This window comes from Acinetobacter sp. UBA2063, from assembly GCF_002333245.1.
GTDB lineage: Bacteria > Pseudomonadota > Gammaproteobacteria > Pseudomonadales > Moraxellaceae > Acinetobacter > Acinetobacter parvus.
This window is the reverse complement of record NZ_DDAH01000127.1, coordinates 1-16094: the sequence shown is the minus strand read 5'-3', so window position 1 is coordinate 16094 and position 16094 is coordinate 1. Positions and strand designations below refer to the sequence as shown.

The following is a 16094-nucleotide window of genomic DNA, read 5'->3' as shown; positions in this document are numbered from 1 at the left end:
CGGAAATACAGATCATGTTGCGAAAGTGGATGATCAGATGACTGTGGAAACACCGGAACCAGAAAGTAAATTCTATACCGTGAAGTCTGGGGACAATTTATCCAAGATTTCAAAAGAATATTATGGTGATCCAAACCAGTACAATAAAATTTTTGAAGCCAACCGACCTTTGTTAAAAAATGTCGATGACATTTTTCCTGGTCAGGTGTTGCGTATTCCACAGTAATTTGTGAATTGTAAAAAAGGCGCATAGGCGCCTTTTTTATTTAATAAATTCTAGACAATTTATCAATTTGAAAATAATTTAAAACCGCTTCGGAATCTTTTGACCATTCACCACAGGCGATTCCGCATTTTTCAAAACACCAAATAACCATGTTTCTGCATGTTGCACTGCAATTTTAAGGGAATCTCCCAAAGCCAAACGACCTGCAATAAAGCTCGCCAATGAACAACCTGAACCATGATATTGTCCCTCTAAACGAGGACAAATACTTTCAGCAATCATTTTGCAGTCAGCATAAAGTACATTACGAATATGATCAGGCGTATCTTCATGTCCACCTTTCACTAGTACAGCTTTTGCGCCCATCTTAAATAATTTTTGAGTGGCTTGTTCAATATCATCCATGCCCGTTAAAGCCCTTAACTCAACGGTATTTGGTGTGATCACTGTTGCCAAAGGGATTAACTCAACAAAGGCTTTGACCAATGTTGCCTGATCACCCAAAGAACCGCCACTATTGGCGACAAGTACAGGATCAAGCACATATAAATAATCAGGATGTTCATGTAGAAACTCAGCCAGAGCAGCAATATTGTCAGTTGTACCGAGCATCCCAGATTTAACACATTTAATTGGTAAATCACCCACCACAGCATTGGCTTGTGCAAGCAATAATTCTTTTGAGGTGGCTTCAAAGCCAAACACTTGTTGCGAGTTTTGAATGGTAAGGGCAGTACAGGCAATCGCTGCATGCGCACCACTCTGCCCAATCGCTTCAATATCTGCCTGTAAACCTGCACCACCCGATGGGTCTAAACCTGAAAAACAAAGTACGGTTGGACGCACTGCAATTTCCTTTTATGTTGTCATTTAGGCTAGTATAGGGGAGTTTTGAGCAACTCTCGATACTGTGTTGTAAGGCTTTAAGAGATTGCACGAATGACGATCAAAAATATTCTGATAGATTTGGATGGAACATTAACTGACCCGAAAGCGGAGATTCATCGTTCAATTCGTTATGCTTTAAAAAAACTGGGTCAACTCTTAGCAGATGAGGTTGATCTGGACTGGACCTTTGGACCACCTCTGTTTTAGGTGTGATGATAAATTAAGTATTCAGCTATATTTAATAAAGTAATACTGCAACATACTTTACAAGTTGGGTTGCGTAAAAATAATGCATTAATTTTAGATATTTTGTTATGTTCTCATAGCATGAAAAAAGCCAGTTTATTTTTAAACTGGCTTTTAGGAATCGTGATGTTTTCTGCTTATGCAATTTGTACAGGAATACAGTTTGCTGTGTGGTTCACTGTATTGTCTGGGTTTGCATAGACCAAACGAGGTTTGTGCAGGTTTGCCTCGACTTCGGTGAAATCACCAAAAGTTGCAATAATCACTAAGTCACCAACATCAGCCTGATGGGCTGCACCACCATTTACTGAAATAATGCCTGAATCATCTTCACCACGAATTGCGTAGGTTGTGAAGCGTTTGCCGTTGGTTACGTTCCATACGTGGATTTCTTCGTATTCACGAATCCCTGCTAAGTCCATTAACACACCATCAATTGCACAGGAACCTTCATAATGAAGTTCCGCATGTGTCACAACCGCGCGGTGAATTTTACATTTTAATAAACGAGATAGCATGGCTAGCGTCTCCTGAGTAAGACCTAAGACGGATATCTTATGGTTGACTTGTCACGTTTCCGCAGGCTATAGGCGGTTTGATGCGCATTTTGCGCCTAAAACTGCAATATGGCAAGCGTGATTGATCAACAATTTCAGTTTAAGTTTAAGCGGGTTTGTATGCATTAATTTGATTCATGGCCTGTGGAACCTGTCCACTCACAAGCATTTTGACTTGTGATAAGGCATGGGCTATTGCGGCATCCATTAAATCTTGTTCACTGCTGGGAGCTTTGCCAAGCACATGACCAGAAACACGTTCTTTTGAACCAGGATGTCCAATTCCAATGCGTAAACGATGGAAATTGGGACCAATATGGGGAACGATATCACGGAGACCATTATGTCCGCCGTGTCCGCCACCTGTTTTCAAGCGAATCACGCCAGGGTCCATATCCAGTTCATCATGGGCAATTAAGATTGACTCAGGTGCAACTTGATAGAATTTGGCGAAAGGGGCAACACTTTGACCAGAACGGTTCATAAAGGTGGTAGGGAGGAGCAAACGTACATCATGGCCCTCAACTTGGCCACGACCACTATATCCATGAAACTTGGGGTCAGCTTTTAAATTGATGCCATAACGATCTGCAAGCTGTTCAACAAACCAGAAACCTGCATTATGGCGGGTTTGGGCATATTCCTTTCCAGGATTACCCAAACCAACAATTAGCGAAATACTTGACACTAATTTACGCCTTTAACACTTATGCGCGTTTGAAATCAGCGTGCATTGGAGTGTTTTTAGCTGGGTGACGTTGCAATGCCTGGATTTTAACATTTTCAACTTTGTCACCGATTTTGATTTCGATTACTTCTTCAAAGAAAGCATTGCTTTCTAAAGCTTTAACGATTTCACGAAGCTCTAAAGTAACAGTTACAGGCTCAGCACTACCACCGTAGATAATCGCTGGAATTTGCGCTGCGTGACGAAGGCGGCGGCTCGCACCTTTCCCTTGTTGAGCAGCTTCACGTGCTTGAGCATTTAATACGAAGTTTGCCATGGGCATATCCTCATTGAGATTTAAGAAACTAAACTTGCGACCAGTTTAGTGATAGAAAACCCCGCCATAAGGCAGGGCTTGAAAAAAGCTGGGGTATTATAGATAACTATCGAACATTGCGCTAATAGATTCTTCGTTATTAATACGACGAATTGTTTCAGCAACCATGCTGGCAACGGAAACCTGGCGAACTTTACCTAAGGTTAATGCTTCATCTGAAAGAGGAATGGTGTCAGTTACCACAAGTTCATCAATCACAGAGTTGCGCAGGTTATCAAGTGCCTTGCCAGATAGAACAGGGTGGGTTGCATAGGCAATCACACGGCGGGCACCAAACTGTTTCAGTGCATCAGCCGCCTTGCAAAGCGTACCAGCGGTATCCACCATATCATCGACAATGACACAGTCACGGTCTTTGACGTCACCGATCAAATGCATCACTTGAGATTCATTGGCTTTTTGACGGCGTTTGTCAATGATAGCCAGGTCGATGTCACCCAATTGCTTTGCAACAGCACGGGCACGAACAACGCCACCCACGTCAGGTGAAACCACCATGAGGTTGTCATGTTGCTGCTGACGCAGGTCAGCCAATAACGCTGGTGTACCGTAGATGTTGTCCACTGGAATATCGAAGAAACCCTGAATCTGGTCTGCATGCAGGTCAATCATAACCACGCGGTCAATTCCCACAGTGGTCAGCATGTCTGCAACAACCTTGGCGGTAATTGGCACACGAGCAGAACGTGGACGACGGTCTTGGCGTGCATAACCGAAGTAAGGGATGACAGCGGTGATGCGACCAGCACTTGCGCGACGCAAAGCATCTGCCATTACCAGGATTTCCATCAGGTTATCATTGGTTGGGGCACAAGTGGACTGAACGATGAATACGTCTTTACCACGTACATTTTCAGTGATTTCAACTGAAATTTCACCATCAGAGAACTTGCTTACAGCAGCGGCACCCAGAGGGATATGCAAATGGCTTACGACTTTTTGGGCGAACTGTGGATGAGCACTTCCACTAAAAACGACGAGATTGGGCATGAAGCACCTGAGCGAGGATTACGTGAAGCAACGCTTCACCCGAGCGCAAGTGAAAAATCTATGATTTTTCTAAAGAGGATTACGTGAAGCAACGCTTTGCCAAAATATAAAGGAAAAATTTATAATTCTTCAAAATGAAATCAAGTGAAACAACGCTTGATTCAAGTATGGAAAATCTATAACTCTTCCTCATAGAGGTTAAGCGAAACAACACCTCACCCAAGCGCAAAGAGGAAACTAAAAATTTCCCCAACGGGTAGTTTAAAGAATAATCTATTATATGGCAGGGGCGGCTGGATTCGAACCAACGGATGGCGGGATCAAAACCCGCTGCCTTACCACTTGGCGACGCCCCTAATGCGGCAGAACTTTAATGGTTTTATATGATTTTGTCAATATGATTGATCAAATACCGATATAAAACAAGCCTGACGAACAAAGAGAAATGGCAGGGGCGGCTGGATTCGAACCAACGGATGGCGGGATCAAAACCCGCTGCCTTACCACTTGGCGACGCCCCTAAATTTGATGATCTGTAATGGCAGGGGCGGCTGGATTCGAACCAACGGATGGCGGGATCAAAACCCGCTGCCTTACCACTTGGCGACGCCCCTATTACAAACATCCTACAGGTGAAAATTGGCAGGGGCGGCTGGATTCGAACCAACGGATGGCGGGATCAAAACCCGCTGCCTTACCACTTGGCGACGCCCCTAATCGGTAACCTTGAAATGCCGTAATGGCGATTCTGCCAAACCATTCACCAAGTATGCTTTACAAGGCGCATTTTGCAAAATTTGCTTTACATTCATTTCCTGAATTACTTCAGTGAAAACACAGGCACCTGTACCTGTAAGCTTTGCCTGACCAAACTGATCCAGATATTGCATTGCTTCCTCAACTTCAGGGTATAACTGTCGAGCCAGAGGTTCAAAGTTATTTCCGAAAAGAGAAGGTTCTAACTGATAGTCGCAAAATGTAGTGGGCTTGGTATCTCTTGTCAATGTTTTTTGTGAAAAAAGCAGTTGAGTGCTGATAAAACAGTCAGGTTTTAAAACAATGAATTGTTTTTGAGCTAAGTCTATGAATGATAAATGTTCACCCACTCCTTCAGCCCATGCATTTTGCCCAAAAATAAAAATTGGAACATCAGCGCCAAGCTGTACGCCATAGGCTGCAAGTTGCTCATCATTTAACCCACACTGCCATAATTGGTTCAGTACAATCAATGTGGTTGCGGCATTGGATGAGCCACCACCCAGACCCGCCCCCATCGGGATATTTTTTTCCACTGAGATCTTTAATCCGCAGGGTGTCTTGGCATGTGGACGCAGGTATTGTGCAGCCCGATAAATCAGGTTTTGTTCCAGTTTTACTTCGGCTAATCCCTCAATCTGAATCTGATTTTCTTCAATGGCCTCAAAACTGATCCAGTCATAAAGATCAATCAGTTGGAAAATACTCTGCAATTCATGGTAGCCATTGTCACGGCGACCCACGATATGCAGGAATAAATTAAGCTTGGCAGGGGATGGGACACGTAAAATGGTCATATTTGCTTCCGTAACATTTAAGACTGCACCCACCAATTCTCTAGACGTAATCCAGCCACACGTTCAAACTCACGTATGTTATTGGTGACACAAATGAATCCCTGACTACGGGCATGCCCTGCAATCATGGCATCATAACTGCCAATAGTTTTGCCTGTTTTTGATAGTTCAGCCCGAATTTGTGCGGTATGTGCTGCGGCATAATTGTCATAATCAAGGACGATCAGATTTGCCACAAATTTTTCAATTTCAGTCAGATTGGTTTGGGGATTGGATGATTTTTCTGCACCGTAATACAACTCCATTAAGGTGGTCGAGCTGATACAAAGATAATCCTGATACTTGGAAAACTGTTGGATGACTTCAATCGGCTTTTTCTTAATCGCATAGATGCAGATGTTGGTATCCAGCATGTATTTCAACATGATTAGAAACTTTCTCGTTCTTGCACAATCGGTTGCTCACGTTCCTGAAAACAATCTTCGGTCAGTTGTGATGGCGTATTCATCCATAATTCCCAGCGTTTTCCAATAGGGGTTAAAATTCGTGTATCTCCAATACTAATCACTTCTACCTGTTTGATATGTTCAGGAAAAGCAACCGCTTTGGGCAAACGTACCGCTTGGTTGCGATTATTTTTAAAGATCGTTGCTTTTTCCATCGTGATACACCTATTTGGAAGTATATGTTTTTAGTATATCCCAAAATGTTGAATGAAACACTATCTGTTCTGAATAACCATTGTAATACGGTTTTCTTGATCTTCCGCAAGTGCCTGCTTCAACAAAAGCTTGTTGGGCAAGGTCTGGGTGTCGTTATAACTAAAATCAACCGTCCAGCCATCTTCAATCAGTTGTTTTAAACGGTTGTTTTGATCTTTGGTGATCTGGGCGTTTGTTGTGGCTGGTTTGGCTTGAATCCAGTAGGTTAAATGCATAATCGGCGCTTGCCAACCTGTGGCTTTTTCCAGCAATTCTTCAGGAGAGGCTGCGGTAATTAAGCCCGTTTTGGCGCTATTCAATGTCACTTCGCCAGGCTTACCCTGAATCTGGGTTTTACCCACTCCCAAAATGCCTGTGAGTTCAATGTCGAACTGATCCTGTTGCTGTAGCCATGTAAAGAATGCACTACCTGACTGCTGTGGGGTGCGCACTCCAATTTTGCCCTGTAAGTTAAAATTTTTTTCATCTTGTAGCTGTGGTGAGGCAATCACTTTATTCGGTTGACTTAAATGTTGACACCCACTGAGAAACAACACACTACTGCTACACATGGCCAGACATATTTTTGCAAACAAACGCATGGGGTTAACTCTTTTTTACGGTTACAGGTAAGATTAAGCCATCAAGTTGTTGTAATTGTGGGGCATTTGCATGTTTTTGTTTCAGTTGCTGTAACACATCGCTAAATTGGGCGAGTGAACCCTGCATATACAGCGCCTTGGCATAGCGAATCCCAATATTCACATTCTGACTAATACTATAGGCTTGTTGTAGCGCCTGAACTGCGGTATCAAAATCATTTTGTAAAAAGGCAATATAACCAAGTGTATCCAGAATAGAGGCTTGTTCTGGTGCGTATTCCAGTGCCAGTTCAGCATATTTGCGCGCTTCCTTTAAGCGGCGATTCTGCAATGCCAAGGTATAGGCATAGGCATTCAGATAGGTTGGACTGTTTGGTTCGATTGCCAATAGCTGTTTGAGTGTTTTATCCAGTTTATCCCGATCTGTATATGGGTCGAGCAATAACACCTCAGCATAGATCAGCTCTGGGTCATCTGGAATGTTCTTGATCGCTTCATCCAGCAGGGTCAGGGCCGCTTTTTTATTGTCCATTTTCTTTAAAATGTCGGCTTGGGCCTGATAAAGAAAACTGGCGTGCTGAGGATAGTTGACCCGTTCCTGAGTCAGGAAACGTAATGCATCATTCAGTTGTTCCTGCTTCTCAAAAATCGCAATCATGTTTCGGCGGGACACGATATACAAGCTGCCATCAACAAGACGATAATAGGCCTTTGCCGTTTCATAATGCTGTTTGCGCTGTGCATTAATCGCAAGATAATAATAGGCTTCATTCTGGTATTTTGCCGAAGAGCGTAAATCAACCAGATATTGTTCCGCTTTCTCATATTGCTTGAGGTCAATACTGGTTAGGCCTGCAATAAACAGAGCCTCCTCAGCCTGAGGATGGTCTTTAATAATATTTTCAAGCTTGTCTAAAGCTTCCTCTTGCTGGTTGATTTGGATGTAGTAACGTGCTTCAGCCAAGCGGACATCAAGGTTATTCCTGTTTTTACGACTGGCCTTGGCAAACCATTTTTGTGTGGCGGTATCATCGCGTAAAGCCATGAGTAAGTTGGCTTTCATCAGGATAAAGCTGGTGGATTTTGAACGTTTGCGTAAGGCGCGGTTAATATTGCTCAGTGCTTGTTCATATAAGCCATCCTGTGCCTCTAATCCCGCGATTAACGCTAAAATAGAGGGGTTGTCCTTTTCTTTGCTTGCGCGTAAGGCATTGAGCAGAACTTCACGATCTTGCGCCTGTTCAGGTGCAATACCTGCGAGAATTTGTTCCAAATCGGCGGTTGGGTCAATATTTAAAATCTTGTCCAGTGTCTTGGCCGCAAGTTCATATTCATGTGTTTTCAGGGCAATATGCGATAAATAGAACAAAGCAGGCACATCTTTAGGTTCCTGCTCAACCCAGTGCGTGGCAATGTCCAAGGCTGCCTGTAGATCGTTGTATTCCAGAGCAACATCTAAGGCACGTTGCTTAATGATGGTGGAATTGCTGCGAATGGCAAGCACGGTATAGTTGTGCAGGGCTGTTGCAATATCGTCATAGGCAAGGGAAAATTCGGCAACCATGCTCTGTTGTAGGGCATGTTCAAAGCTTTGGTCAGCATACATATCATGTATTGCTTGTGCGGAGACATAAGCGTTCATACTACCTAACAACAAGATTGTGGTAGAATACCGTCTAATCGTCTTGCCGCTAAAGTTATTACGGCTATATAGCTGACGCAATTTTTATTGATCCAAAGTAATGCTTTTTATGACACCGATGTTGCACAATAACATAAATTTAGCGAAATGATGATCTGATATGTCTTTCTTTGCATTGGGTGTCAACCATCAAACAGCTTCTGTTGAATTACGTGAGCAAATCGCTTTCAATGCAGAGCGGTTAGCTGTGCTATTGCAGGAGCAACGTCAACATCCTTCATTGAAAGATATGGTGGTTGTGTCTACATGCAACCGCACAGAAGTTTATGCCATGACAGAAGACGCGGATAGCGTCTTAAACTGGCTCGCCCAAGTGAATAATATTGATGTAAAACAGTTAATTCATCATGTTTATCGTTACGAGAATGCCCAGGCGGTTACACATCTCATGCGTGTTGCCAGTGGTCTGGACTCACTGATGTTGGGTGAACCACAGATTTTAGGGCAGGTTAAAAGTGCATTGGCATTGTCCAAAGATGCGGAAACGGTATCGCCTGAGCTGAATAGTGTTTTTGAATATGCCTTTTATGCGGCAAAGCGGGTTCGCTCGGAAACTTCTGTAGGAAGCCATGCGGTTTCCATGGGCTATGCGGTTGCGCAATTGGCTTCACAAGTGTTTAGCCATCCAGAAAATCTCACCGTTATGGTGGTTGCGGCAGGGGAAATGAATAGTCTGGTTGCCAAGCATTTGGCGGAAATGGGGGTGGCCAAGATTATCATTTGTAACCGTAGTCGTGAACGCGCTGATTTGCTCGCGCAGGATATTGCGCATCAGGTGGATGTTGAAATTATATCTTTTACAGAACTTGCACAGAACCTGCATCGGGCCGATGTAGTTTCAAGCTGTACGGGCAGTTTGCATCAAGTGATTGGTTATGCGGATGTTAAGATAGCATTAAAAAAACGCCGTTATCAGCAAATGCTCATGGTTGATTTGGCTGTTCCGCGTGATATTGATCCAAAGGTTGAATCACTGGACAACGTTTATTTATATGGCGTTGATGACCTGCAAAGCGTGATTGATGAGAATCTGGCACAACGCCGTCAAGCGGCGGTAGAAGCTGAGATTATGGTCAATCAGTTGGCAACCCAATTGATGACCCAGCAAAAGGTCAAGGAGGCGAGTGGCACCATTCAGGCCTATCGCCAGCACAGTGAGGAAGTAAGCCAAAAAGAATTGCTGCATGCCTTGGAGTCGTTAAAGCATGGACATGATGCAGAGCAGGTACTACAGGAATTTGCGCATCGCTTAACACAAAAGCTCATGCATCCAACCTCTATCTTATTAAGAGAGGCTGCCAAGGCTGAAAATCCAGATTATTTTGAGTGGTTACAGCAACATTTACAGTATGTGTTTGAACATGAGCGTAAGCCGAGACAATAAATATTCTATTCTTGTTCAGTGGTTGTTTGTTTAGCTTGTTTTTCTAGCCATTCCAATACATCAGTATTTTTAACCCGATCATAAATATCTGCCACCTTGATGGTTAAATCAATTGAATCCAGTTTAATCTCATCACCCATGAAATAGTGCTCAGCTTTCCAGTTGGTACGGCGACGCAATACTTCAACTTCAGCAGTATCTTGTTCAACCAGTAGATATTCCTGAGGGCTGGTTTGCATTCAGTGTAGCAGAGATTTGATAAAAGGAAACGATCATTACGCAATGGATTAAGACAACAACCTTAAACCAATCTGCTTGGTTAACTCATTGAGTTGCTGGCGTAAATTTCGCGACTCAATGAGAGAAATTGGTGATTTGAGTTTTAAGCGCAAGTATTTTTCCTGAAGTCCTAAAGCGTATTCTTTCGCCAGTTTATCTGCAATTTCAGGTGCCTGTGTAAGTGACTGAATATCGGTACGCTGCATAATATCGGCAATTTCATGGCTGTAGTTGCTACAGGCACCCAGTACATAATAGGTTGCCAATTCCTGATCATCGGGTAAATCATCAAACACAATATTTAATGAGGCTAGAATTTTAGCCAACAGTTCAGTGTGGTCAATGACTGCACGTAATTCTTCAAAGTGAATATATAAAAATGGATGGTGCATTAAGATCGCAATGGCAAAATCCTCATCTTTGGTATGAATGTTAAAAGACAGGGATGCATCATGGCTGATTTGAGGCGTAAAACGTTTACCCAAACCCAGTTTTTCACGGAAAGACTGGGTCAGCAAATAACGAAATGAGCCATGTTTAGGTAACAGTTCGGTTAATTCACGCAGTTCACCCATCACCAGACTTTTACCCTCGGGAGAACTAACATCATGTTGCCCTGTTAAATGCGCAAACACAAAGTCTGACAATAAAGGAGCCTGTTGCAGTAGCTTTTGAAAATTTTCCAAACCCTCCCGACGAATGAGCGAGTCGGGGTCATGTTCATTCGGCAGTACAAAGAACTTTAATTCACGGCCATCGTTAAGCAGGGGCAGGGCAATTTCCAAAGTACGGCGTGCCGCTTTTTGCCCTGCTGCATCACCATCAAATGCAATGGTGATTCGTGAGTTTTGTTTAAATAGGGTGGTTAAATGATCGGCATTGCTGGCTGTTCCCAGGGTTGCCACCGCACCAGAGATGCCATATTGCTGTAGCGCAATCACATCCATATAACCTTCCACCATCAGCCAGTCATTGGCCTTAAGTTTACGCCCTTCATATAAACCATAAAGGAGCTGGTTTTTGTGGAACACTTCCGAGTCAGGTGAGTTGATATATTTGGGCTTGATTTCATCATTTAAGGCACGGCCACCAAAACCCACCACCCGACCTTTATGGTCACGGATTGGGAAAATCACGCGGTCACGCAGTAAATCAAAATCCCGACCACTGTCACTGGAACGAATCAAGCCAAGTTGTTTTAACCCCTCAATATCTTGGGGAAAAGCTTTTTCCAGATGCTGCCAATCTTCTGGTGCATAACCCAAGCGCCAAAACTGAATGGTTTGGGCAGATAAGCCCCGTTGCCTAAAATAATTCTGTGCTTTCTGGCTATTGGGAAGTTGGCGTTCGTAAAATAGTGCAATATTTTCCAGAAGATCATAGAGATTGCCTTCCTGCACCTGTTCATCCATCGTAAATGATGGGTCAAACTGTGCAAAAGGATCATCCATATAAAGATCTATATCCACAAAATGATCGTCGATGGATTCAGGGATGGCTGGTGAGGTTGGACTATTATTCTGTGCTGGTGCAGGTTGTGGTGCAGCAACCTGTTGCGGACTACGCTTATAGGATAGTTTTTTATTGTCCTGATTGTCTTTGGGGAGGTCGATGCCTGTCTTGTTGGACAGTTCTTTGATCACATCGACAAAATTTCGACCATCAATATCCATCAGGAAACGAATGGCATTGCCATTGGCCTGACAGCCGAAGCAATGATAATACTGCTTGTCTCGGTAGACGTGGAATGAAGGTGATTTTTCCTGATGGAAAGGACAGCAACCTGAATAAGTACGCCCAGTCTTTTTTAACTTCACACGTTGACCAATCAAATCGACAATGTCGGTTCGATCCAGAATTTGATCAATCGTATGCTGTGGAATTGCCATAAGGTTTAACCATTTAAAACTGGGGGGCATCTTTATGATTTGTCAGCATCATTGTTGCATAAAATGAAAAACAGGCAAGGGTTAGCCTGCCTGTTTGGTGCATTCAGATGACTGCAAATTAATTTGCGGCATCTTTCTCGCCTGGATTATTGTCAATAACACCAGGAGCAGGATTGCTTGCAGGGGCAGGGACTGCCGATTCAACGGGTACTGATGTTTCAGGCTTATCCAGTAAACCAAAGCTCAAACGGTTGGTGAGGCTGCGTTTTTCCGTTTCAGTATTGGCTTCTATATTTTTGCTATCCACAGTTTTCGATTGACGACCCAATAAGCCCAAAGTTGCACGGTTGACCCAACTACTGTCTTTACGTGCCGCACGTAAATTGACCTCACCATTTGATTTTACAAGGTTTGGATAGTTGAGCTTCAGGATGTCAACATATTGTTGGGAGGTCGCTGTATCACCAAGCTTTTGGTAACTATAGGCTAGGGTTGCCAAAGCTTCAGGTGTCTGTGGAGTTTGTGGATAGTGTTCAATCACCCATTGCGCGCGCTTAGCAGCAGCCAACCAGGCTTTGCGCTGAATATTGAAACGCGCCGCGTTCATCTCACTCTCAGCCAGTTCCTGAGCGATATATTTCATGCGTTGCGCCGCATCGACAGAATATTGGCTACTTGGGAAACGGCGGATCAAATCCACAAAGTTTTGATAGGCAACTTTGATGTAGCTGACATCACGGTGTGACTGTTGCAGTGAGGTATAACGAATCAGGCTATCGTAGTTCATTTCCATGTTGGCGACACCACGAACATAATAGGCATAATCAACATTTGGATGTTGCGGATTTAAACGAATGAAACGTTCCGCCAGTGCAATCGTACCCTCATAATCTTTTTGTTTGAATTTGGCATAAAGAAGTTCAAGCTGTGCCTGCTGTGTATATTGTCCAGTTGGATAATAGGTGTCCAGGGCTTCAAGCGACTTTATCGCATCGGTATATTGATTGCGCTCAAGTGACTTTTGTGCTTTTTCAAAATAAACCTGTTCACTGGATTGTGGCCCTTTATCAACCACATCTTTCTTGCTTGGATTGCTGCTACAGCCCACAAATGCAGACGCTACGCCTAAAGATAGTGCCAGTATCGTAATTTTATAATGGGGTAGCGACATAAAAATTCCTCTGTTTTTGGGACAATAAGCTACAATGGTGCTATTAAACCATTTTTGTACCGATCATCAAATGACTTCAGCACAATCTTCCAATTCAAATTTCTCTGAAACAGATTTCTTACTCGAAGATTCTGTCGATGCAGATAATCATAATTCTGATTCAACTGCAACACGTTTATCGTTGCAAATTCAGCTTGATGAAACCTATTTAGGCCAACGTATCGATCAGGTTGCAGCGATGGTCTGGAGCGATTTTTCCCGTGAAAAACTCAAGCAATGGATGAAAGATGGTCATCTGTTGGTAAATGGTAACATCGTAAAGCCGAAGTACCGTTGTGAGGGCAATGAACTGCTTACCCTTGAGGTTGAGCTTGAGGCACAAACCTCAAGCCAGCCTGAAAATATTCCACTCAATATTGTCTATGAAGATGACGATATTATCGTCATTAACAAGGAAGTGGGCATGGTGGTTCATCCAGGTGCAGGCAATCCAACAGGCACTTTAGTGAATGCCTTGCTTTACCATGCACCGAAACTGGCGGAACTGTCCCGCGCTGGCTTGGTACATCGTATTGATAAAGATACCAGTGGTTTGCTGGTGGTTGCCAAAAATCTTGAGGCCCAGTTTTCATTGAGTAAACAACTGGCAAAGAAAACCGTTTACCGTGTTTATGATCTGGTGGCGTATGGCAATATTATTGCGGGTGGCACCATTGATGAGCCAATCAAGCGCCATCCTGTAGACCGTGTCAAAATGGCGATCTTGCCAGGTGGGCGTGATGCGGTAACACATTATAATGTCAAAGAACGCTTCCGTGACTTCACCCGTATTCAGGCACAACTGGAAACAGGGCGTACCCACCAGATTCGGGTGCACTTTAGTTACCTCGGACATGGTTTGATTGGGGACCCTGTTTATGTCAATCGTGTACGTTTTCCAGCAGGTGCATCGGAAGCATTAATTGATATGCTGCGCAGCTTTAAACGTCAGGCATTGCACGCAGCCAAACTTGGTCTGGTTCACCCACGTACAGGTGAGGAGATGATGTTTGAAGCACCGTGGCCAGAAGATTTCACTCAGTTGGTTGAAGTGTTACGTCGTGAAAATGAAGCTTACTAAGTAAACCGAATTCGACGCAAATATTACTTAACTTATTGAAAAATATCTTAACGGAGTCTTGCTGAATTCTCAGCGAATTTCAGGATAAGCTTTCCGCTGGACTTACTTTTGTTTTGGCAAAAGTAAGCAAACCCATTGTCATTCGCAAAACTCGTTCACGACTAGCAGCCAGTTTAATAGATCGCAGAAACAACATCTTATTCATGAAGTCCTGTCTCGAACAATTGCGAATGACGTTTTCGAGTATCATATTTTTGTCAAAATCACGTTAAGCAAGGAATCATTGATGGAATTTATACAAGGTTTGCCTAAAGGTGTGTATGTGGGGCAAACGCGTATTGAACATGCTCAGGCGATTGCGACCAGTAACCAAAACCTGACTGGCTTTAACTTGGCTTTGCATGTCAATGATGATCCGCAACGGGTTCAGCAGCATCGTATGATCTTGCTAAATGAATTATCTGCATATGGTGTTGATAAAATTACCTGGATGACGCAAACCCACAGCACCATTTGCCATACCGTGAATGAACAGATTTCATTTGTTGCGCTTGAGGGCGATGGTCTGGTCACCCAGCGCAGAGGTCATGCCTTAATGATGATGACTGCGGATTGTCTTCCTGTGGTCTTGGGTAATGCCAATGGCACCGAAGTTGCCAATCTTCATGCGGGTTGGCGTGGTTTGGCCAGTGGCATTATTGAAAATACGATTGTTGAAATGAAGTCTCAACCCGCTTGGGCATGGTTGGGTGCAGCCATTAGCCAGCCTTGTTTTGAGGTGGGAGCAGAAGTAAAGGTGGCTTTCTGTGAAAAATATCCTGAACTGGAAAGGGCATTTATTACTGGTCAAGTTGAGGATAAATACCAAGCTGATTTATATGCGATTGCCCGATTTATTTTAAATCGTTTGGGGGTGAAAATAGTGCTTGGTGGTGATCAATGCTCATATCAACAAGACCAAGATTACTTTTCTTATCGCCGTGATGCAAAAACTGGACGGATGGCAACATTTGTATTTATGCAATAAATTGCATCCTTTGCGTGGTTGATTCGCCTTGTCGTGTTTAAAAATGTTAAACTTGATCTAATTCATTGGTTTTTAAATTTCCCATGTCTGTTATTGAGCAAATTACTCCCCAAATCAAAGTTTGTGTGATCTACCATAGTCCTTATGGACATACAGCCAAAGTTGCACAATACATCGCTCAGGGTGCCGAGCAGGTAGGTGCAGAAGTGCATCTGCTTTCTGTGGCTGCGCCGCAGTGGGATTTATTAGACCAGGCTGATGTGATCGTGATGGGTTGTCCAACCTATATGGGAAGCTTAACTTCTGCCTTGAAACAGTTCATGGAAGATTCTTCTAAACGCTGGTTGGCTCGCACATGGCAGGGCAAATTGGCTGCTGGTTTTACTAACGGTGGTGGTCTCAGCGGAGACAAATTGGCGGTATTACAGCAAATTAATTTGTTTGCGATGCAACATGGGATGCTATGGGCAGGCTTGCCTTTTATGCCAACGGGACGAAGCCCTTTAGATATTAATCGTATGTCTAGTTTTTTGGGTTTAATGACGCAATCTGATAATGCCAGTGTTGAAATCACACCACCTGAAGGTGATTTGGAAACTGCACGAAAGTTTGGGAAATATCTGGCGGAACTAAAATTTAAAAGTAAGTAAAATCAATAGAGTATAAGAATAATATCTGTACACGACAAAAATAGA

The 16094-nt window shown here is 43.4% G+C and carries 18 protein-coding genes, 4 tRNA genes and 1 pseudogene; 6 read left to right on the top strand and 17 right to left on the bottom strand.

Annotated elements, in window-relative coordinates:
• Nucleotides 1-226: LysM peptidoglycan-binding domain-containing protein (locus B4H32_RS05790; protein WP_286800868.1), on the top strand; the 226-nt coding region annotated here is incomplete at its 5' end.
• Nucleotides 227-304: 78 nt separating this feature from the next.
• On the opposite strand, the gene B4H32_RS05785 is transcribed toward B4H32_RS05790, so the two are convergent.
• Entirely contained in the window at nt 305-1072 is a 768-nt protein-coding gene (locus tag B4H32_RS05785) for a hydroxymethylpyrimidine/phosphomethylpyrimidine kinase (protein WP_004757349.1), read from the bottom strand.
• A 93-nt stretch (nt 1073-1165) separates the two neighbouring features.
• Here B4H32_RS05785 and B4H32_RS05780 point away from each other — a divergent pair.
• Nucleotides 1166-1315: pseudogene (locus B4H32_RS05780) on the top strand (hypothetical protein); the annotation flags it as partial.
• Between the two features lie 182 nt (nt 1316-1497).
• On the opposite strand, the gene panD reads toward B4H32_RS05780, so the two are convergent.
• From panD to B4H32_RS05715, 13 genes are all read right to left on the bottom strand, one after another.
• Nucleotides 1498-1878 carry an aspartate 1-decarboxylase gene (gene panD, locus B4H32_RS05775; RefSeq protein ID WP_004655255.1) on the bottom strand — a complete coding sequence of 127 codons (381 nt, stop codon included), beginning with the start codon at nt 1876-1878 and terminating at the stop codon, nt 1498-1500.
• A 145-nt stretch (nt 1879-2023) separates the two neighbouring features.
• Nucleotides 2024-2605 (bottom strand): aminoacyl-tRNA hydrolase, encoded by a 582-nt coding sequence (gene pth / locus B4H32_RS05770; protein WP_004682853.1) that lies wholly within the window; start codon nt 2603-2605, stop codon nt 2024-2026.
• A 19-nt stretch (nt 2606-2624) separates the two neighbouring features.
• Nucleotides 2625-2921: a 50S ribosomal protein L25 gene (gene rplY / locus B4H32_RS05765; RefSeq protein ID WP_004676507.1), complete on the bottom strand. Its 297-nt coding sequence runs from the start codon at nt 2919-2921 to the stop codon at nt 2625-2627.
• Nucleotides 2922-3017: 96 nt separating this feature from the next.
• Nucleotides 3018-3971, bottom strand: coding sequence for a ribose-phosphate pyrophosphokinase (locus B4H32_RS05760; protein WP_004676510.1), 954 nt, complete (start codon nt 3969-3971; stop codon nt 3018-3020).
• Nucleotides 3972-4252: 281 nt separating this feature from the next.
• Nucleotides 4253-4327: transfer RNA gene (locus B4H32_RS05755), tRNA-Gln, on the bottom strand.
• 90 nt (nt 4328-4417) lie between these two features.
• A tRNA-Gln gene (locus B4H32_RS05750) sits at nt 4418-4492 on the bottom strand.
• A gap of 18 nt (nt 4493-4510) precedes the next feature.
• Nucleotides 4511-4585 (bottom strand) — tRNA-Gln (locus tag B4H32_RS05745).
• A gap of 26 nt (nt 4586-4611) precedes the next feature.
• A tRNA-Gln gene (locus tag B4H32_RS05740) sits at nt 4612-4686 on the bottom strand.
• Nucleotides 4685-5518 carry a 4-(cytidine 5'-diphospho)-2-C-methyl-D-erythritol kinase gene (gene ispE, locus B4H32_RS05735; protein WP_286800869.1) on the bottom strand — a complete coding sequence of 278 codons (834 nt, stop codon included), beginning with the start codon at nt 5516-5518 and terminating at the stop codon, nt 4685-4687. Before ispE ends, B4H32_RS05740 begins: the two co-directional genes overlap by 2 nt.
• A 23-nt stretch (nt 5519-5541) precedes the next feature.
• A complete protein-coding gene (gene vapC / locus B4H32_RS05730) occupies nt 5542-5937 on the bottom strand; it encodes a type II toxin-antitoxin system tRNA(fMet)-specific endonuclease VapC (RefSeq protein WP_004682848.1) in 396 nt (131 codons plus the stop codon).
• A gap of 14 nt (nt 5938-5951) precedes the next feature.
• Nucleotides 5952-6185, bottom strand: a complete 234-nt coding sequence (vapB, locus tag B4H32_RS05725) for a type II toxin-antitoxin system VapB family antitoxin (RefSeq protein ID WP_004676517.1) — start codon at nt 6183-6185, stop codon at nt 5952-5954.
• A gap of 60 nt (nt 6186-6245) precedes the next feature.
• A complete protein-coding gene (lolB, locus tag B4H32_RS05720; protein WP_004682846.1) occupies nt 6246-6827 on the bottom strand; it encodes a lipoprotein insertase outer membrane protein LolB in 582 nt (193 codons plus the stop codon).
• A gap of 4 nt (nt 6828-6831) precedes the next feature.
• Nucleotides 6832-8550, bottom strand: a complete 1719-nt coding sequence (locus tag B4H32_RS05715) for a tetratricopeptide repeat protein (RefSeq protein WP_286800863.1) — start codon at nt 8548-8550, stop codon at nt 6832-6834.
• Between the two features lie 79 nt (nt 8551-8629).
• Here B4H32_RS05715 and hemA point away from each other — a divergent pair, with 79 nt between their 5' ends.
• Nucleotides 8630-9913, top strand: a complete 1284-nt coding sequence (gene hemA, locus B4H32_RS05710) for a glutamyl-tRNA reductase (protein WP_286800861.1) — start codon at nt 8630-8632, stop codon at nt 9911-9913.
• Between the two features lie 5 nt (nt 9914-9918).
• Here hemA and B4H32_RS05705 read toward each other — a convergent pair whose 3' ends face one another.
• The 3 genes from B4H32_RS05705 to B4H32_RS05695 form a co-directional block, all read right to left on the bottom strand.
• Nucleotides 9919-10152, bottom strand: a complete 234-nt coding sequence (locus tag B4H32_RS05705) for a hypothetical protein (RefSeq protein ID WP_004757363.1) — start codon at nt 10150-10152, stop codon at nt 9919-9921.
• A gap of 48 nt (nt 10153-10200) precedes the next feature.
• On the bottom strand, nt 10201-12081 hold the full coding sequence (locus B4H32_RS05700; protein ID WP_286800860.1) for a DNA primase: 1881 nt from the start codon (nt 12079-12081) through the stop codon (nt 10201-10203).
• Between the two features lie 118 nt (nt 12082-12199).
• Nucleotides 12200-13252 (bottom strand): outer membrane protein assembly factor BamD, encoded by a 1053-nt coding sequence (locus B4H32_RS05695; protein WP_286800859.1) that lies wholly within the window; start codon nt 13250-13252, stop codon nt 12200-12202.
• Nucleotides 13253-13322: 70 nt separating this feature from the next.
• Here B4H32_RS05695 and rluD point away from each other — a divergent pair, with 70 nt between their 5' ends.
• From rluD to B4H32_RS05680, 3 genes are all read left to right on the top strand, one after another.
• Entirely contained in the window at nt 13323-14372 is a 1050-nt protein-coding gene (rluD, locus tag B4H32_RS05690; RefSeq protein WP_286800858.1) for a 23S rRNA pseudouridine(1911/1915/1917) synthase RluD, read from the top strand.
• A 286-nt stretch (nt 14373-14658) separates the two neighbouring features.
• Complete coding sequence (gene pgeF / locus B4H32_RS05685) at nt 14659-15399, top strand: peptidoglycan editing factor PgeF (RefSeq protein WP_286800854.1); 741 nt, start codon at nt 14659-14661, stop codon at nt 15397-15399.
• Between the two features lie 83 nt (nt 15400-15482).
• Entirely contained in the window at nt 15483-16049 is a 567-nt protein-coding gene (locus tag B4H32_RS05680) for a flavodoxin family protein (protein ID WP_004676532.1), read from the top strand.
• Nucleotides 16050-16094 lie beyond the last annotated feature (45 nt).